Origin of the sequence: Limnohabitans curvus, from assembly GCF_003063475.1 — a bacterium.
GTDB classification, from domain to species: Bacteria; Pseudomonadota; Gammaproteobacteria; order Burkholderiales; family Burkholderiaceae_C; genus Limnohabitans; species Limnohabitans curvus.
Window position 1 is genome coordinate 819,496 of sequence record NZ_NESP01000001.1, and the last position, 18,469, is coordinate 837,964.

Below are 18,469 nucleotides of genomic sequence, written 5' to 3' on the forward strand. Positions count from 1 at the left end.
GTTCAACGGCTGCCCTGTGCTGCCGTTTTTCTTTTGCAAAAGCCAGTCTCATGAGCAACACGCCCGCCCTCCCTCTCGAACAACCCGGCCTTGAGCGCCTGTCCAAATCGTTCGAGCCCGCCGCCTTAGAAGCCCATTGGGGCCCCGAGTGGGAACAACGCGGCTATGGCGTCGCTGGCTTCCGCGGCACAGGCGCACCAGCGGCTGACGCACCCGCGTTTGCCATCCAGCTGCCGCCGCCCAACGTGACGGGCACGCTGCACATGGGCCACGCGTTCAACCAGACCATCATGGATTCGCTCACGCGCTATCACCGCATGTCTGGTTTCAACACCGCCTGGATTCCCGGCACCGACCACGCGGGCATTGCCACGCAAATCGTGGTCGAGCGCCAGCTGCAGGCCAAAGGCATCAGCCGCCACGACATGGGCCCCACGCCTGCCGAAGCCCGCAAGAACTTTGTGAGCAAGGTCTGGGAGTGGAAAGAGGAATCGGGCAGCACCATCACCAGCCAGATGCGCCGCATGGGCGACAGCGTGGACTGGAGCCGCGAATACTTCACGATGGACCCCAAGCTGTCCAAGACCGTGACCGAAACCTTTGTGCAGCTCTATGAACAAGGCCTGATCTACCGTGGCAAGCGCCTGGTGAACTGGGACCCGGTGCTGATGAGCGCGGTATCTGACCTCGAAGTCGAGAGCGAAGAAGAAGACGGCTCGATGTGGCACATCCGCTATGACTTGGCCGATGGTTCCGGCAGCCTGACCGTGGCCACCACCCGCCCCGAAACCCTGCTGGGCGACGTGGCCGTGATGGTGCACCCCGAAGACGAACGCTACAGCGCTTTGATCGGCAAGCAGGTCAACCTGCCTTTGTGCGGCCGCACCATCCCCGTGATTGCGGACGACTACGTGGACAAGGCCTTCGGCACCGGCGTGGTCAAGGTCACGCCCGCGCACGACACCAACGATTACCAAGTCGGCCAACGCCACAAGCTGGACATGATTTGCGTGCTCAACCTAGACGCCACCATCAACAGCAACGCCCCCGAGAAATACCGAGGCCTGGACCGCTTCGTGGCCCGCAAGACTGTGGTGGCCGACCTCGAAGCCGCTGGCGCTTTGGTCGAGGTGAAAAAACACAAACTCATGGTGCCCCGCTGCGCCCGCACGGGCCAGGTGATCGAGCCCATGCTGACTGACCAATGGTTCGTCGCCATGAACCAGGTCGGCCAAGGCGACGCCACCGGCAAGAGCATTGCGCAAAAAGCGATTGACGCCGTGCAATCGGGTGAAGTCAAGTTCGTGCCTGAAAACTGGATCAACACCTACAACCAGTGGATGAACAACATCCAGGACTGGTGCATCTCGCGCCAACTGTGGTGGGGCCACCAGATCCCGGCCTGGTACGACGAAGACGGCAAGGTGTACGTGGCCCGCAATGAAGCCGAAGCACAGGCCAAAGCCCCCGGCAAGACGCTCAAGCGCGACGAAGACGTGCTGGACACTTGGTATTCATCAGCCCTTGTGCCGTTCAGCACCATGGGTTGGCCCGAGAAGACGCCCGACTACGACCTGTACCTCCCCAGCAGCGTTCTGGTGACCGGCTACGACATCATTTTCTTCTGGGTCGCCCGGATGATCATGATGACCACCCACTTCACCGGCAAAGTGCCTTTCAAACACGTCTACATCCACGGCCTGGTGCTCGATGCACAGGGCAAGAAGATGAGCAAGTCTGAGGGCAACGTGCTTGACCCAGTGGACTTGATTGACGGCATCACGCTAGAGCCCTTGTTGGACAAACGCACCCAAGGCCTGCGCAAACCCGAGACTGCGCCCAAGGTGCGCAAGCAAACCGAAAAAGAATTCCCCGAAGGCATCCCTGCCTACGGTGCCGATGCGCTGCGCTTCACGTTTGCGGCACTGGCCTCATTGGGTCGCAGCATCAACTTTGACAGCAAGCGCTGCGAGGGCTACCGCAACTTCTGCAACAAAGTGTGGAACGCCTCACGCTTTGTGTTGATGAACTGCGAAGGCCAAGACTGCGGCCTCAAAGAACACACCAAAGCCGAGTGCGTTGTGGGTGGCCCAGCACATGGCTATCTGAATTTCAGTCAAGCCGACCGCTGGATCGTTTCTAAGCTGCAACGCGTGGAAGCCGAAGTGGCCAAAGGCTTTGCCGAGTACCGCCTCGACAACGTGGCCAACACGATTTACGACTTCGTGTGGAACGAGTTCTGCGATTGGTATTTGGAAATCGCCAAAGTCCAAATCAATACCGGTGACGACTCACAAAAACGCGCGACGCGCCGTACCTTGATTCGCACACTGGAAACCATTCTGCGTTTGGCTCACCCCATCACCCCCTTCATCACCGAAGAACTGTGGCAAACCGTGGCGGTGGTGGCAGGCCGCATCAAGGCCGACGACAAAGCTGCGTCGATCAGCATTGCGGCCTACCCCGTGAGCCAGCCTGAGCGCATTGACGAACAAGCCGAGGCCTATGTGGCACGCTTGAAATCGTTGGTGGACGCCTGTCGCAACTTGCGCGGTGAAATGGGTGTGTCGCCCGCCACCCGCATGCCTTTGTTTGCGCTGGCTGGCAATGCAGATGAGTTCGCTTTCATGCAAGGTGCTGCACCTGTGTTGCAAGCCTTGGCCAAACTCAGCGAAGTCAAAGTGTTTGACGACGAGGCCGCATGGTCTGCCGCTGCACAAGCAGCGCCCGTGGCCGTGATTGGCGAGTTGCGTGTGTGTTTGTTCATCGAAGTGGACGTGGCCGCCGAGAAGATTCGTTTGGGCAAAGAAGTGGACCGTTTGCAAAACGAAATCACAAAAGCGGGTGCCAAGCTCAGCAACGAAGCCTTCGTGGCCAAAGCACCCCCCGCAGTGATTGAAGAAGCCAAGAAGCGTGTAGCCGAGTTCACCGCCACGCTGACCAAGGTGCAAGAGCAGCTTGTCAAACTGCAGAAATAAAGCCTCGATAAACTTGGCAAAACTATCAAATTCACACCTATGACCAAAGCTCTCACCAAAGCCGTGTTTCCTGTTGCCGGCATGGGCACACGCTTCTTGCCCGCCACCAAGGCCAGCCCCAAAGAAATGTTGACTGTGGTGGACAAGCCGCTCATCCAATACGCAGTGGAAGAGGCCTATGAGGCTGGCATTCGTGAAATGATTTTTGTCACAGGCCGCAGCAAGCGCGCCATCGAAGACCACTTTGACATGGCCTACGAGTTGGAGACCGAACTCGAAGCCGCTGGCAAGCAAGCCCTGCTCGACATCGTGCGCAGCGTGCAACCCGACGACATGCAATGCGTCTACGTGCGCCAAGCACGCGCGCTGGGCTTAGGCCATGCCGTGTTGTGTGCTGAGCACTTGGTGGGCGATGAGCCCTTTGCTGTGTTGCTGGCCGACGACTTGATGCGTGGCAAACCAGGTGGCCCTGGCGTGTTGAAGCAAATGGCTGAAGTGTTTGCGCGCACACAGTCTTCTGTGTTGGCTGTGCAAGAAGTGCCCCTAGAGCACGTTCACCGCTACGGTGTGGTGGCAGGTAAAGACATCGGTAATGGTTTGGTGGACATCCAGCAAATGGTGGAGAAGCCCAAAGCCGAAGTGGCCCCCTCACGCACCACCGTGGCTGGCCGCTACATCTTGACCCCTGCGGTGTTCGAGCGCATCCGCGCAGGCGGCCGTGGCGTACAAGGTGAGATTCAACTCACCGACGGCATCGCCGGTTTGCTGGCCACTGAAAAAGTGTTGGCCTATTCGTACGAAGGCAAGCGTTACGACTGCGGTAGCAAAGTGGGCTTCTTGCAAGCCAGCGTCGAGCTTGCCTTACAACACGCCGAAGTCGGCGCTGAATTCCGCGACTACCTCAAGCAACTCAACGTCGCTTCATTCAACGTCGCTTGAGGATGTGAATGAAGTCGCTGCCCTCGGTGGTTTGCGACAACAGCTCATTGCCCGTTTGTTTGGCAAAGGCCGCAAAGTCGCGCAATGAGCCGGTGTCGGTCGACACCACTTTCAGCACCTGACCACTCGTCATGGCGGTGAGTGCCTTTTTGGCTTTCAAAATCGGCAGCGGGCAGTTCAGGCCACGCGTGTCCAGTTCGACGTCGATGTTCATGCTGGGAACACTCCTGTGGACAAGTAGCGGTCGCCACGGTCGCAGACGATAAAAGCAATCGTCGCGTTCTCGACCTGCTGCGCAATTTGCATCGCCACCCAACATGCACCCGCGGCGGATATGCCAGCAAAGATGCCTTCTTCGCGCGCCATGCGTCGGCACATGTCTTCGGCATCGTCTTGGCTCACATAGACCAACTCATCCACATGGCTGGCGTCATAGATTTTGGGCAAGTACTCTTGCGGCCATTTGCGAATGCCAGGAATACGCGAACCTTCGGAAGGCTGCGCGCCAATGATGCGAATGGCGGGGTTCTTTTCTTTCAAATAACGCGACACGCCGGTGATGGTGCCGGTCGTCCCCATGGCGCTCACGAAGTGCGTGATGCGCCCCTGCGTTTGCTCCCACAGCTCGGGGCCAGTGGTTTCGTAGTGGATGCGTGGGTTGTCTTGATTGGCAAATTGGTCCAGCACGCGGCCCTTACCTTCTTTGGCCATGCGCTCGGCCAAGTCGCGGGCGTATTCCATGCCGCCGCTCTTGGGCGTCAAGATCAGCTCAGCCCCAAAGGCCTTCATGGTTTGCGCGCGTTCAATCGACAAGTCCTCGGGCATGATGAGCACCATGCGATAGCCCTTGATAGCCGCCGCCATGGCCAGTGCAATGCCGGTGTTGCCGGAGGTGGCTTCAATCAAAGTGTCGCCAGGCTTGATGTCGCCGCGCTCTTGGGCCCGCTGAATCATTGACAACGCGGGTCGATCCTTCACAGAACCAGCGGGATTGTTACCTTCGAGCTTGCCCAAAATCACGTTGCTGCGTTTGGCGTTATCAGCAGCACCGATGCGCTGCAGGGCAACCAAAGGTGTCTTACCAATTGCGTCTTCGATCGTGGGGTAAATCATGTGTGAACTCATAGCCCACACTGTGCCATAAGTAGTACGCCATCACTGGATCGAGGGTTCAAAAAGTCCACAGACTGCTCCTATTTCCCCACGAAAGGCCGCTAGAGCACTGGCTCTAAAGCGCATCAATACCGTTGTTTTTCCCAAATTGGTCGATAACATTCTTTTATCAAATTCAATCACCCAAGGAATAAACATGCAAAACCAAATCAAACCCCAAGTTGAAGCCTCTGTGCAAGCCGCTTTTGAATTGGCGAACCTGTCGTTCGCACAAGTGGAACGCATCACTGAGTTGGCGCTCGAACAAGCCAAAGTCAATGCTGAGTTGGCACAAGACCAACTGACTTCTGCTTTAGAAGTGAAAGACCCCACTGCAGCGATTGCTCTGTTGAAAGAACAGCTGGAAACATCTGCCAAGAGCTTGGCAGGTTTTGCAGCAACGGCCTTCGAGTTGGGCCAACAGTTTCAAGCTGAAGCCACTGCTTTTGCAGAAGGCCACTTTGACCAAGCCCATACGGCGGCGAACAAAGCAATCAATGACAACCTGAAAAAAGCACCTGAAGGCTCTGAAGCAGCCGTGCAAGCGGTCAAAGCCGCGGTTGATGCTGGTAACAAAGCACTGGCTGAAGCCCGTAAAAATGCCAAGAAAACAGCCGAGTTGGCCCAAGAAGGCATTGCCAAACTGAAAGAGCATGCCCCTAAGGCGGCCAAGGCACCTGCACGTCGTAAAGCACGCGCTTAAATCGTCGTTCTAAAAAAAATCCCCGTGTATTTGTTTACACGGGGATTTTTTTATGCAGCGTCTGCCGCCTTGATGGGCCGGCAGTCACCGCAGAAGAAATGGCTTTTGTCCAAGAGGCGGCGAAACGACCCTAAAGCGCGAGGCTTGTGCAAGCCACACTTCATACAGCTCATGGTGTTGATCATGTTGCCCGTTGCACCGAAGGGGCTACCGCCCGCTTTGGATTTGTAGCGAAGACCGTCGCTGGCGATTTTTGTGGTTACGTCGTCTCTGCTCATTTGCCAATTTTATCAAATTGGCGCCAAGGGTAAGTGCCTATCGCCTGTCTTACACTTTCGTCCGGCGTGTTCAGCCCAGACACCAGATCAACCCATCTATTGAGCCCGAATGACCACGACCCAATATTTAGCCAACAAACATCTAGCGAACGATGGCGGGCTTGCGGATTCCAATCGATCCTTGCACCTGATTGAGCAACGCCACCGACTACTGGCTGACTATGCCAACGACGTGATCTGGACCATGGGCCTGGATGGTGCCATCACTTACGTCAGCCCCGCCGTTTTTAAGCTTCGCGGACTCACGCCCGAAGAAGCGATGCAGCAAACCATCGACCAAATACTGACACCCGATTCGCAAACCGTTTCAACCCAATACGTCATAGACGTGCTGCAAGCCTCGCAACGTGGCGAAACGCCCAAAAACTTCCACGGCGAATTGGAGTACTACCGCAAGGATGGATCCACCTTTTGGACCGAAGTCTTGGCCTTCCCTTTGGCCGATGCACAGGGGGCGTTGATCGAAATTCTGGGCGTGACCCGAGACATCACGGCACGCAAGCTCTATGAAGATGAACTGAAATCTGCGCGCCAAGCCGCCGAAAAAGCCAACAACGCCAAGAGCGAATTTGTGGCCCACATCAGCCACGAAGTGCGCACCCCCATGACCGCCATGTTGGCCTACATGGAACAAGCCATGCACCCAACAGATGCAGCGGACCAACGTGAATCACTAGAAAAAGCACAGTCTGCGGGTGAGCTGCTGCTGCACCTCATCAATGACATTTTGGATTTTTCCAAAATTGAATCTGGAAAAGTCGAAATTAAAAAAGTGCCTTTTGTTTTGAATCAGGTTGTCACTCAAGTCAGTGACCTGGTGGCCCACAGCGCCAAAAGCAAAGGCCTGGACTATGCCGTTCTCTTCAACATGGACGATCGCGTGACGCTGGTTGGCGACGCCCCGCGGCTCACCCAAGCCTTGCTGAATTTAACGAGTAACGCGGTGAAGTTCACAGAACAAGGTTTTGTGCGTATCTACGTGGAACAAATTGACCGCTCTGAAAATGATGTGACCCTCAAATTTTCTGTGCAAGATTCGGGGCGCGGCTTGTCCGAAGACATGTGTGAACGTGTCTTCGAACGTTTTGTACAAGGCAAGCAAAGCAATGCATCGCGCACCAGTGGCACGGGGCTGGGGCTTCCCATTTGCCGCCAGCTGGCTCAGCTCATGGCGGGCGATGCGGGCGTCAGTTCATCTTTGGGAAATGGTTCCACGTTCTGGTTCACGGCGCGCTTAGAAACACATACAGATGCCGTGGTGACAAGCGCGCCTGCCGAAGTGCTCAACCCATTTGCCAACGTCAACCTGAAGGGGCGCAGCGCACTGGTCGTGGATGACAACGATGCCGTTCGCGATGCCATGTGCCGCTTGCTGAAACACCATGGCATGGCGGTGGACCACGCTGACAGCGGCCTCACCGCCCTCGAGCAGCTGAAAGACCAACACTACGACGTGATGCTGGTCGATGTAGAAATGCCTGACATGGGCGGCCTTGAGCTGGCAGAAACGCTACGCCAGATGAACCAACTGAATTTGAAAATCATCGGCGTCTCTGCAGGTGCCGTCGGCGATGACCGCCAAGCTTGCCTGAATGCGGGCATGGATGACCATCTGGCCAAACCGTTCAAAGTGGACCACATGCTGGACAAAATTCGACAGCATCTGGGGCGCGAACCAAATCACTGAGCCAAGCAAGCCAGACTTTTTGACTGTCACTGCTACGCGACCTTGGCTTTGATCAATGATGGACATGCCGGCTTCGGCTTGCTTGAGGAAAGCGATGATTTGCTCATCGGTAAATCGTGTGGTCTTCATATCCGCAATTCTCCAAAATTTGCGGACTTACTGCCATTACTTTGGTATGGCTGGCAGGGGGCAGGTCAGGTCTTAGATACAGCACCACTTCACCGTCACGCATGTGGTGGGTTGTTTTCTTTCGGTTAGTTAGGTCAAGTTGGCTGAGTAGCGATGGTGCGAGGGATGCTGCACAACTTAGGCTGTGCGCCAAGTGCAAAAAATCATTTTGCGTTTGCTTCAAGGATTAGCCCAAAACGCACAGCGTAATTTCGCCTGTGCAGTTGGGCAACCTGAGCCCGAGTAAATGGGCGGGACTTTTGCTAGGGGCTGTGGTGTCGTTTTACACGACAGCTGTAACTCTCAATTTGAGAATTAGCAGATAAACATGAACTTAGACCTTCATCACAAATCCGTCGGCATCAATCACAAAAACACCTGTTAATTGACTGTTGAGGGCTTGTTGTATCGCATCTTTAAGATCTGGGCCACAACGCTGAAAACCAAACATCCGGCTAGTAGCCTGTATCAATTCATCCGAATGAATACGTACGCTTTGCTCCACAGTCAGCTTCAAAGCTGCAACGATTTCCATCTGAGGAAGCATTGAAGCGTTTGCCAAATTCTTGGATTTAACGTTTGAGCGATCACGAACTTGAATTGCCACGCTTGGAATTGACCAGATGCCACTTGCATGAACCAGATTCCTAGATGCCCTTAAGGCAGCAACAGTTGCAGACTGGATACGCGAACCCGCTTTTTCGAGAGCAAACGCTTTGGTAACTCGTCTAGCGATCTCATCTTCATGCACAGGGCTTTCGACCTGTACGATTTGTTCAACTAATTGAGTTAGCTGATAAACAGGCACTTCATGTGGTGCTTTCTTTGAATTGATTCGCCCTTCAAACTCCACATATGCAGTGACGTTTGCCTGCGTAACTTCAGCTGTCACTTCAACGGGGTCAGCTGGAAAAGCCTCAACAACATCGACTACTTGGGCAGTGGCATGGGTGCCATTACGCATTTGCTCAAGTGCATCAAGGAGCTTTTTCTCTTGGTCTTTTCTTCTATGAAACCAGTCAGTACTCCAGATGCGATAAATCGTCCAACCTCTAGATTCCAGAATAGATTGACGTAAACGGTCTCTATCCCTAGCAGATCGAGATGAGTGATACGTAGCCCCATCACATTCGATTCCGCACATGAATCGATTGGTGTTGTTGGGATCTATCACGCCAATATCAATGAAGAAGCCCGACATACCGACTTGAGGCTGCACTTCATAGCCAGCCGCCTTTATAAATCTAGCAACAGACTCTTCAAATTCACTATCAAAATCGCGTTCGGTAACCTGAGCCACATCAAAGTAGCCTTTCTCGGCGTACTGCAAAAACTCTCGGAACGCATTGACACCAAGTTTTCCCGGGGCAGGCTTCACGTCATCGGCAGTGATAGATGAAAAAATCGTGCAACGCTCCTTGGCTCTAGAAATCAACACATTCAAGCGACGTTCGCCACCCTCTGCTGCTAACGGGCCAAACGTCTGAGTTAAACGTCCGTTCTGATCACGTCCGTAGCCTACGGAAATAAAAATCACATCACGTTCATCACCTTGAATTGACTCAAGGTTTTTGATGAAGAAATGATCTTGTCTGGCATGGCTAAAGAACTCTTCAAGCTCAGGATGCTTGCGCCGCTGATCGTCAACCATGTCGCGAATGGCATCTCTCTGCTTTACAGAAAATGCCGCTACACCAAGTGTTTTCTTTGGATTGGCTTTTGCAAAACGAATCACCTCTTTGGCGATTTGCTCCGCCTCTAAAATATTTCTTCCACCATTTGCACCGCCCCGCTCGTATCCATTTGCGGGACTCTTAATCATTGAAACGCCTAACCCATCACTGTAGGAAGTACGCAATGTTGATGGAGGGAGAAGCAACTGGTTATCGTAGAAATTCCTATTTGAAACGGCGATCAATCCAGGGTGTTGACTGCGGTAATGCCACTTGAGCATCGCTTGATTTGGCAAAGCAATGTTGGCATTCCCCCAAACCTCTAGACACTTTTCATAGCGCAGTTTGACGCTGCCGCTCGAACTCATAGGGGCTGAGTTGATCGAGGTGCTTATGGCGTCGAACTCGATTGTAGAAACCCTCGATGTAATCGAAGATGTCCGACTTAGCTTCAGCCCGAGTTTGGTAAATCCGCTTCTTGATTTGTTCGCTCTTCAAATTACTGAAGAACGATTCAGCAACCGCGTTATCCCAGCAGTTGCCTCGACGGCTCATGCTCGGGCTCAGTCGGTTGTCTTTGCACCAGCGGTTGAACTCATCGCTGCCAAATTGGCTACCCTGGTCAGAATGGATGATCACTGAGTCCTTTGGCCTTCTGCGCCACACCGCCATCGTCAATGCATCCAGCACCAAGCTCGTCTGCATGCGTGGGCCCATACTCCATCCCACCACCGCACGCGAATGCAAATCTAGTACAGCCGCCAAATACAGCCACCCTTCATGTGTGCGGATATACGTGATGTCCGTCACCCAAGCTTGGTCGGGTTCGTCGTGTTGGAACTGGCGCTGCAACTGGTTGGGCGCAACCAATGAAGGCTTGCCCACTTTGTACCTAGGGCGTTTGTAGCCTCGAACTGATTTGATTTGAGCCACACGCATCAGCCGCGCCACACGGTTTTCGCTACAAGCCACGCCAGCTTCACGCAGGTCACAGAAGATGCGCGGACTGCCGTAGATGCCCATGCTCTGGTCGTAGAACTCTTTGATCTTTGCCGTCAACACCTCATTGGCTCTTGCCCTTGCTGAGAGCGGCTCATGCAGCCAAGCGTAGTAGCCGCTGCGGTGAACTTTGAGAACGCGGCACATGCTGGTGAGTTTGAATTCGGATCGGTGGGCTTGAATAAATGCGTACTTCACCCGGACTGCTTTGCAAAGTACGCGGCGGCCTTTTTTAGGATATCGCGCTCCTCGGTAGTGCGTCTTAGCTCAGCCTTGAGCTTGGCCATCTCGGCTTGCAGCACCTTTAGATCGTTGGTAGATGGTTCATCAGCCTTTTTGAACTTACTGACCCACGTGTACAGAACACCTTCAGCAATGCCTAGTCGCTTGGCTACATCGACAACCGAGTGGCCTTTATCGATGACTTGTTTGACTGCCTCGTCTTTGAACTCAGGGGCATATTTCGCTCGTTGCATTTGCAATTCTCCATTTCAGTTTTGACATCATATTTGTCTACTGATTTGGGGGAATGCCACCCCAACGACTAAGAGTGTTCCCGCACTTTTACAAAATCTAGGAACTAGAGCGTCAAAGTGATCGTAATGATGTTGAAGTGCCCTTGCAATGCGGAATCCAGCATTAGGATCACCTCCTGGGGTGGATAAAACCAATAACGCATTCGCACTGGTAGGCGTTCTTTTTGCTAACACTTCGCAAATGGACTCATATCCACGCAAGTTAATTTCACCCGAATAAGTGATTACATCTATTGTTTTGATCATGGCTTTCTCAATTAAACCGCTACAGACATAATCACTATATCTGGTGTTATGTACAGTCTCAATACACTACGGGTAGTGTTTTGGTAGGAAATGATTACTTTTTGAGTTTCACTTAAAGAGCATTCTCAACTGTGTTTTTTTTGCTGCTGCTTTAAAGGCACTCGCTGCAGGCAGTTGAATTAGAAATCCAGTATTGACGCCGTCTTTCAAGTAGTTTGAACCGCAAATGCTGGTGGATCTTGAGCGTGAAATGGCAATGCACAAAAACTGTGTGCAAGAAAACTTTTTTGCGGAATGACGAAAAATTAATTCTTTGACGCAGAGGACTAAATCATCTCTGCACCTAGAGCCACTTCTCAAGCCCGCCCCACTCGCGCCGATACGACAGATAAGCGTCATCCCATACGGTCCAGCACTGCCCACCCGTTGCCCAACAAACCTCATCGCAGCCCACAACACACCATGACGCAAGTTTTCTTACCGCCAGCCAAAACGATGGAAAATCTGTGTCATAATATCGGTCTTCTCTCCCGTGCCCGGGTGGTGAAATTGGTAGACGCAGGGGACTCAAAATCCCCCGCCGCGAGGCGTGCCGGTTCGATTCCGGCCCCGGGCACCATCGGTATTTCTTTACCGTCCTGACTCGATAGCGCGCCATCAAACTTATGAATGACGACGACTTTTCCGGCTTAGTCAGAAGTGGCTCTCAGCACAGCGTCTCGGTTTCCGAGCACACAGGCAACGCCAAAACCCCAAAAAACATCGTAACTTCCCATGAGGAAGAAACCGAAGCGCGTAAACGCGCGTTTGAACAAAAAGCGTTGGATGCTTTAGATGCTGAAAAAGCATTGGCCGATGCACTGGCCGAGCACAGCGAACACAGAGCGCTAGACGACACCGCCGCTGACGCCAATATCCAAAAAGTGGCGGCCAACAAAGAGTCCGCCAACCGCCAAACCGTTGCTGGCGAGGGCGCTACCAAGCCCAACATCCAAAACGTTTCCGCCGATGTGCTTGAAGCGAACAAGCAAAAAGTTGGCACTGACAAGATTCAAGACAACATCCAGTCTGTGGACAACAGCAAGGGCATTGCTGCCAATGTGCAAAATGTTTCTGCGGATGCGATGGCAGCCAACAGGCAAGGCGTCCCAACCGATGTCATTGCAACCAATCAACAAAATATTCCTGGCGAAAAAGCGATTGCAGCCAATCGACAAGGCATCCCAACTGATGTGATTGCACCCAATGTGCAAGACATCAGCGGCAAACCTCTCACTGCCAACAACCAAGCCATTGCACAAGATGCACCGGGGCTCAATCGCCAAGGCCTCGACAACGGCACCGCTGCAGCTGCCAATTTGCAAGCCTTGCCAAAAGACGATGTGGCGGCCAATCGGCAATCACTAGGTCAAGATGGCAACGCCAAAAACCAGCAAGGCATTGCCACAGATGGCATCAGCACCCATGAACAAAAGCTGGCCAAGCTAGACGGCCAAGGCAACCAACAACCCCTTGCGCAAGACAGCTTCGGTGCCAATCGTCAAGGGCTTGCCCCTGCTCCCAGCATTGCGCCCAACAACCAAGCCATTGGCACAAAGGCCCCCACACTTAACCGTCAGGGCGTCGACAACGGCAAGATTGAATCGCATTTTGAAACCCTACCTTCTGGCGACACAGCGCGCAAAAAGGTAGCTTTCCCAAGCAGTTCTGGTGCCACAGCAAACACAAAAACAGCGGCTCAACCAGCGATGAAGCCGGGCCAAGCACCACGCCCGCCAATCACGGCCGCTGTGCAACAAGAAGCCAAGCTCAAACGCGAGCAAATCAGCGACGCTTTCCATGGCCGTCTCGCGGGCATCAAGCACAACGTGGAAGCACTCAACAGCCGTTTGTCTGACTTTGAAGAAAAAGTTCACAAAGAAGATGCCAACTTGATCAAAGGCAACCCAGAAAACTTTGACATCAAACTCGACTGAAGGTCTTGTCACCCAGATGCCATGACTTTGGCTTCTTCCTGATTACGATGCATGCCTGCCTGAACCGCAGGCTTTTTTGTTTCTGGAGTTCCCTTGAGCCACCTCTTTTCTGAATTCACCCTCACCTCGCCAAGCGGCCCACTGAGCTTGGCCAACCGCGCCATCGTCGCGCCCATGTGCCAATACTCGGCCACCCACGGGCAAGCCAGTGATTGGCATTTGATGCACTGGGGCAATATGCTCAACAGCGGTGCAGCCATGTTCATCATTGAGGCCACCGCCGTTGTGCCAGAGGGCCGTATCACGCCCATGTGCTTAGGGCTGTGGGACGACGCGACAGCTGCGGCCTTGCAAGACAAGCTGCATCGCGCACGCCAGCTGGCCCCCAAGGTGCCTGTGTGCATTCAACTCGCCCACGCAGGCCGCAAAGCATCCAGCGCCGTACCGTGGCAAGGCGGCCAGTTGCTCAGGCCTGAGCAAGGCGGTTGGTCAACCGAAGGCCCCTCCCCCATCCCGCATTTGGCGCAAGAAACCGCGCCGCACGAACTCGATGCCAAGGGCTTTGAACACATCAAACAAGCCTTTGCCAAAGCCGCACAACGCGCCGAAGCCATGGGCATTGAAGCCATCGAGCTGCACGGCGCACACGGCTATTTGCTGCACCAATTCTTGTCGCCCGTGGCGAACCACCGTACCGACAGCTACGGCGGCAATTTTGACAACCGCACACGCTTCCCCATGGAAGTGTTTGAGGCGGTGCGTGCGGTTTACAAAGGCACGCTGGGCATGCGCATCTCGGCCTCGGACTGGGTGGACAACGGCTGGACGCCTGAAGAAACCGCAGACTTCTCGTTGCGCTTGAAACTCGCAGGCGCCGACTTTGTGCACATCTCATCAGGTGGCGTGGCCGCACAGCAAAAGATTGCTTTGGGGCCAGACTACCAAGTGCCTTTCGCCAAATTGGTGAAACAAAAAACTAATCTGCCCACCATCACCGTGGGCCTCATCACCGAGCCTCAACAAGCCGAAGACATCTTGGCGCGCGGCGATGCCGACCTGATCGCGCTCGCCCGCGCCTTCCTCTACAAACCTCGCTGGGTGTGGGAGGCGGCGGCTGCGTTGCACGGCACGGTGCAAGCCAGCCCGCAATATTGGCGCTGCATGCCCCGTGAAGCACAAGGCATTTTTGACGCCGTGCAAATGGGACAACGATAAAAAAACGAACAGGAGACAACACATGACACACCTCACACGTCGCAGCCTCAACGCAGCTTTGATGGCCGCTACCATCATCAGCACAGGCGCATTTCTAGCCCCACTCGCGGCACACGCACAAGCTGACGCCTATCCCAACAAACCCATCACCTTGGTGGTGCCCAACCCACCTGGCGGCTTGGTGGACACCTCAGCCCGTCTGGTGAGCGAACCTTTGGCACGCGTCACGGGCCAATCGGTGGTGGTCGACAACAAACCCGGTGGCAGTGGCAACTTGGCCTATTCCAACGTGGCGCGCAGCGCCAAAGACGGCTACACCGTGCTGGTGTCGTACTCGGGCTATCACATTGCCAACCCCATCCTGATGGACAAACTGCCGTGGGAGTTGAAAGACCTCACACCCGTGGGCCTCATCACCGTGGCCACCAATGTGATTGCGGTTCACCCCTCGGTGCCCGCCAACAACTTGAAAGAGTTCATCACGTGGGCCAAACAAAACCCGGGCAAGCTCAACTACGCCTCGCAAGGCAATGGCTCGGTGTCGCACATCGGCACGGAAATCTTCAAACAGCAAACCGGCATTGAAATGACGCACGTGCCCTACAAGGGTTCGGGCCAAGCGATTCAAGACGTGCTGGCCGGTCAAGTGCAGGTGTTCATCACCACTCCGCCTTCGGTGATGGGCCACGTGCTCAACGGCAAGCTCAAGGCGCTGGCCGTCACAGGAAAAACGCGCCACCCACAGCTGCCGCAAGTGCCCACCGCCGCAGAAGCTGGCTTGAGTGGCTTTGAACTGGAATCATGGGTGGCCTTGTACGTGCCGAACGGCACGCCCAAAGAGGTGGTGCAAAAGCTCTCAGCCGATGTCAAACGCAGCATGGAACAACCAGAGACCAAGCAACGCGCCGATGCCGCAGGCATAGAAGTGCGCTACCTCACGCCCGACAACACCACCAAGCTGCTAGAGCGCGACACAGCTAGCTGGGCCAAGGCCATCAAAGCGGGCAACATCAAGTTTGATTGATGCGGGTTTGGGTCGGCGCTTGAAACAAGCCGTCCCACCCCAAAACCATCACATCAAACCCTGCTCCACGTCTGCGTAGCGCAGTTGCAAACGGAGCTCGCGCTTCATGCGCGTGTTCACCATACGGCGCGACTCGCTCATGAAGCTCAGCTGCATGGCAGGCAGCTCGGTTTGCGCTTGGGCACGGCTGATGCGCGGTGGTTTGGCCAAGCCATACAGGCTCGCCGCCATGTCAAAGTAGTCGCCCATCAACAGCTGGCTGTCGTCGTTCACGTTGTAAATACGTTGGGGCTGGCCACGCCACAACGCCAACTGACAGGCACGCGCCAAATCGTCGGCATGGATGTGGTTGGTGAACACATCGTCCTCACGCGCCAGCACAGGCGTGCCACGCAACAGGCGTTCACGCGGCGTACCGCCATCACGGTCAGGCGCGTAGATGCCGGGAATGCGCAACACACTCACCCGCACGGTGCTGGAACGCAAGCGCCCCACATGACGCACGCGTGCTTCGGCATCCACACGACGCTGCGCTCTGGGCGTGATGGGGTTGACCCTCCGGCTTTCATCCACCCAATCGCCCGCACAGTCGCCATACACACCGCTGGTGGAGCCATACACCACGCTGCGCGGCGCGCTTCGGCGCATCAACAGGCGGGTCAGCGTCAAAGTGCGCGGGTCTGTGCTGCCCTGCAAAGGCGGAGGCGCCAAGTGCAGCACCCGCGTGGCCCAGCCCGCCAAGCGCTGCAGACTGGCTGGTACATCCAAATTACCCACGATGGGCGTTACACCTTGGGCGCGCAAAGCGGCCACACGCTCGGAGCTAGAGGTGAGCGCCACCACCCGCACATGGCGCTGCACGCGCACCACGCGCTGGCCCACATCACCGCAACCGATGATGAGCAAACGCTCGCGTTTGAAGCGAGAAGGCAAGGCGCCGAGGGGGGATTGATGGACAGGCAAAATACACCCTATAAAAGTTCAAGGATACCCAAAGATGAGTTTCAACATCACGGTCCAACCCAGCGGCCGCGCATTCACCGCCACTTCTGACGAAACCCTGCTGGCCGCCGGCCTGCGCCAAGGCATTGGCCTGCCCTACGGCTGCAAAGACGGCGCTTGCGGCTCCTGCAAATGCAAAAAGATTTCAGGCGAAGTGACCCACGGCACCCACCAAGAAAAAGCCTTGAGTGCGGACGAAGAAGCCAACGGCTTTGTGCTCACCTGCTGCGCCACCGCCCACAGCGATGTGGTGCTGGAGTCGCGCCAAGTGGTGGAAGAAGGTGCCTTCCCCATCAAGAAAATGCCAGTGCGTGTCGTCTCACTTGAGAAAGTCTCGCACGATGTGATGGTCGTCAAACTGCAATTGCCTGCGACCGACCCCATGAAATTCCATGCCGGTCAGTACGTCGACTTTTTGTTGCGCGATGGTGACCGCCGCAGCTATTCGATGGCCAATGCGCCACACACCTTCGTCGAAGGCGCGCCAGCGATTGAGCTGTACATCCGTCACATGCCTGGTGGCAAGTTCACCGACCACGTGTTTGGCGCGATGAAAGAAAAAGAAATCCAACGCATCGAAGGCCCGCAAGGCAGCTTCTTCTTGCGTGAAGACTCAGACAAACCTTTGGTGTTTTTGGCTTCAGGCACTGGCTTTGCGCCTATCAAGGCCATCTTGGAGCACATGCAGCACAAAGGCATCACACGCCCTGTGTCGCTTTACTGGGGCGGCCGCCGCCCTGCCGACTTGTACATGCACGACTGGGTGCAAGCGCAAGCCGCCGCGATGCCAAACCTCACCTACATACCCGTGGTGTCTGACGCATTGCCAGAAGACAGCTGGACAGGCCGCACAGGCTTTGTACACGCTGCGGTGTTGCAAGACCATGCCGACCTCAGCGGTCATCAGGTGTACGCCTGCGGCGCGCCCATCGTGGTGGACTCGGCCCGCACGGCCTATACCCAAGCGGGCTTGCCATCCGACGAGTTCTACGCAGACTCGTTCACCTCTGCAGCCGACAAGGTTTAATCACCCGACGTAGACTGCGTGTCATGCACCTCATCACCCCACACCCCGATCTAGAAGCCAAAGACATTGAAATGTTCAGGCCCATGCACTGGCTCGCGCTGGCATGGAAAGACATGGAACGCTGCCCCACCGCAGGCGTGACACATGGCTTGATCCTCGCGATCATCGGTGGTGGCTTGTTTTGGTTTGCACGCCATGAGTTTTGGTGGATCGCAGCCATGCTATCTGCCTGCATGATCGTGGCACCTTTATTGGCCATGGGCTTGTATGAGATCAGCCGCCGCTTAGAACGCAACGAAGAGGCGACCTTGACGGATGCCTTTCGCATTTGGACTTCTGGTGATAAACGCCTGATTCAATTTGGTTTACTGCTGGCTTTGTCGAGTGCGGGTTGGTTGGTGTGCTCAGCAGCCTTGATTCACTGGATGCTGCCCGCCAGCGTGCACACACCTGCCGACTTTGTGCGGCTGGTCGTGCTGCAATCCAACTTTGGTTTGTTTGAAATTTGGGTGTTCATGAGTGCGCTGATCGCCGCGCCCATGTTTGCCTCTACGCTGGTGACCATTCCTTTGTTGATGGATCACCCCACGCTCACCGTGCAACAAGCGGTGCTGACCAGCTGGCGCGTGGTAGCCCTTAACCCATTCGCCATGGCGTGCTGGGCTGGCATTTTGTGTTTGTTTACAGCGCTGGGCATTGGCTCAGCCTTTTTAGGCTTACTCGGTGTGGTGCCCATGTTGGGACACGCCAGTTGGCACGCTTACCGGGACCTGGTCGCTTACGACCCATCGGTTCACTGAGTTTTT

The 18,469-nt window shown here is 55.1% G+C and carries 15 protein-coding genes and 1 tRNA gene; 10 read left to right on the forward strand and 6 right to left on the reverse strand.

Annotated elements, in window-relative coordinates; genetic code table 11:
- The first annotated feature begins 50 nt into the window (after positions 1 to 50).
- The gene (locus B9Z44_RS04120) at positions 51 to 2,978 is read left to right on the forward strand and encodes a valine--tRNA ligase (protein ID WP_108401779.1); all 2,928 of its coding nucleotides are present in this window, start codon (positions 51 to 53) and stop codon (positions 2,976 to 2,978) included.
- 39 nt (positions 2,979 to 3,017) lie between these two features.
- Positions 3,018 to 3,917, forward strand: a complete 900-nt coding sequence (gene galU / locus B9Z44_RS04125; protein WP_108401780.1) for a UTP--glucose-1-phosphate uridylyltransferase GalU — start codon at positions 3,018 to 3,020, stop codon at positions 3,915 to 3,917.
- Here the strand turns inward: galU and B9Z44_RS04130 are convergent.
- Together B9Z44_RS04130 and cysM are read right to left on the reverse strand one after the other, a co-directional pair.
- Entirely contained in the window at positions 3,904 to 4,131 is a 228-nt protein-coding gene (locus B9Z44_RS04130) for a sulfurtransferase TusA family protein (protein ID WP_108358111.1), read from the reverse strand. The genes galU and B9Z44_RS04130 overlap by 14 nt on opposite strands.
- The gene (cysM, locus tag B9Z44_RS04135; RefSeq protein WP_108358112.1) at positions 4,128 to 5,030 is read right to left on the reverse strand and encodes a cysteine synthase CysM; all 903 of its coding nucleotides are present in this window, start codon (positions 5,028 to 5,030) and stop codon (positions 4,128 to 4,130) included. The genes B9Z44_RS04130 and cysM overlap by 4 nt, the downstream gene beginning before the upstream one ends.
- A 196-nt stretch (positions 5,031 to 5,226) precedes the next feature.
- On the opposite strand from cysM, the gene B9Z44_RS04140 reads away from it, so the two are divergent.
- The gene (locus B9Z44_RS04140) at positions 5,227 to 5,772 is read left to right on the forward strand and encodes a phasin family protein (protein ID WP_108358113.1); all 546 of its coding nucleotides are present in this window, start codon (positions 5,227 to 5,229) and stop codon (positions 5,770 to 5,772) included.
- Positions 5,773 to 5,822: 50 nt separating this feature from the next.
- Here B9Z44_RS04140 and B9Z44_RS04145 read toward each other — a convergent pair whose 3' ends face one another.
- Positions 5,823 to 6,050 (reverse strand): hypothetical protein, encoded by a 228-nt coding sequence (locus tag B9Z44_RS04145; protein WP_108358114.1) that lies wholly within the window; start codon positions 6,048 to 6,050, stop codon positions 5,823 to 5,825.
- A gap of 109 nt (positions 6,051 to 6,159) precedes the next feature.
- Here B9Z44_RS04145 and B9Z44_RS04150 point away from each other — a divergent pair, with 109 nt between their 5' ends.
- On the forward strand, positions 6,160 to 7,797 hold the full coding sequence (locus B9Z44_RS04150) for a PAS domain-containing hybrid sensor histidine kinase/response regulator (protein WP_108401781.1): 1,638 nt from the start codon (positions 6,160 to 6,162) through the stop codon (positions 7,795 to 7,797).
- A 502-nt stretch (positions 7,798 to 8,299) separates the two neighbouring features.
- Here the strand turns inward: B9Z44_RS04150 and B9Z44_RS04155 are convergent.
- A complete protein-coding gene (locus tag B9Z44_RS04155; protein WP_108401782.1) occupies positions 8,300 to 10,006 on the reverse strand; it encodes a DUF3320 domain-containing protein in 1,707 nt (568 codons plus the stop codon).
- Positions 9,972 to 11,113 (reverse strand): IS3 family transposase gene (locus B9Z44_RS04160; RefSeq protein WP_211308669.1). Its coding sequence is split into 2 segments (ribosomal slippage): positions 9,972 to 10,867 and positions 10,867 to 11,113, totalling 1,143 coding nucleotides; the frame shifts between segments, so codons are not numbered across the junction. The genes B9Z44_RS04155 and B9Z44_RS04160 overlap by 35 nt, the downstream gene beginning before the upstream one ends.
- A gap of 840 nt (positions 11,114 to 11,953) precedes the next feature.
- Between B9Z44_RS04160 and B9Z44_RS04170 the strand changes: the two genes are divergently transcribed.
- The 4 genes from B9Z44_RS04170 (at position 11,954) to B9Z44_RS04185 (ending at position 15,634) form a co-directional block, all read left to right on the forward strand.
- Positions 11,954 to 12,038: transfer RNA gene (locus B9Z44_RS04170), tRNA-Leu, on the forward strand.
- Between the two features lie 46 nt (positions 12,039 to 12,084).
- Positions 12,085 to 13,395 carry a hypothetical protein gene (locus tag B9Z44_RS04175; protein ID WP_108401784.1) on the forward strand — a complete coding sequence of 437 codons (1,311 nt, stop codon included), beginning with the start codon at positions 12,085 to 12,087 and terminating at the stop codon, positions 13,393 to 13,395.
- A gap of 93 nt (positions 13,396 to 13,488) precedes the next feature.
- The gene (locus B9Z44_RS04180; RefSeq protein WP_108401785.1) at positions 13,489 to 14,610 is read left to right on the forward strand and encodes an NADH:flavin oxidoreductase/NADH oxidase; all 1,122 of its coding nucleotides are present in this window, start codon (positions 13,489 to 13,491) and stop codon (positions 14,608 to 14,610) included.
- Positions 14,611 to 14,632: 22 nt separating this feature from the next.
- A complete protein-coding gene (locus B9Z44_RS04185) occupies positions 14,633 to 15,634 on the forward strand; it encodes a Bug family tripartite tricarboxylate transporter substrate binding protein (protein WP_425437150.1) in 1,002 nt (333 codons plus the stop codon).
- 48 nt (positions 15,635 to 15,682) lie between these two features.
- On the opposite strand, the gene B9Z44_RS04190 is transcribed toward B9Z44_RS04185, so the two are convergent.
- Complete coding sequence (locus tag B9Z44_RS04190; protein WP_108358119.1) at positions 15,683 to 16,597, reverse strand: NAD-dependent epimerase/dehydratase family protein; 915 nt, start codon at positions 16,595 to 16,597, stop codon at positions 15,683 to 15,685.
- 34 nt (positions 16,598 to 16,631) lie between these two features.
- Here B9Z44_RS04190 and B9Z44_RS04195 point away from each other — a divergent pair, with 34 nt between their 5' ends.
- Positions 16,632 to 17,663 (forward strand): CDP-6-deoxy-delta-3,4-glucoseen reductase, encoded by a 1,032-nt coding sequence (locus tag B9Z44_RS04195; RefSeq protein ID WP_108401787.1) that lies wholly within the window; start codon positions 16,632 to 16,634, stop codon positions 17,661 to 17,663.
- Positions 17,664 to 17,686: 23 nt separating this feature from the next.
- Complete coding sequence (locus B9Z44_RS04200) at positions 17,687 to 18,463, forward strand: DUF2189 domain-containing protein (protein WP_108358121.1); 777 nt, start codon at positions 17,687 to 17,689, stop codon at positions 18,461 to 18,463.
- Positions 18,464 to 18,469: the final 6 nt, after the last annotated feature.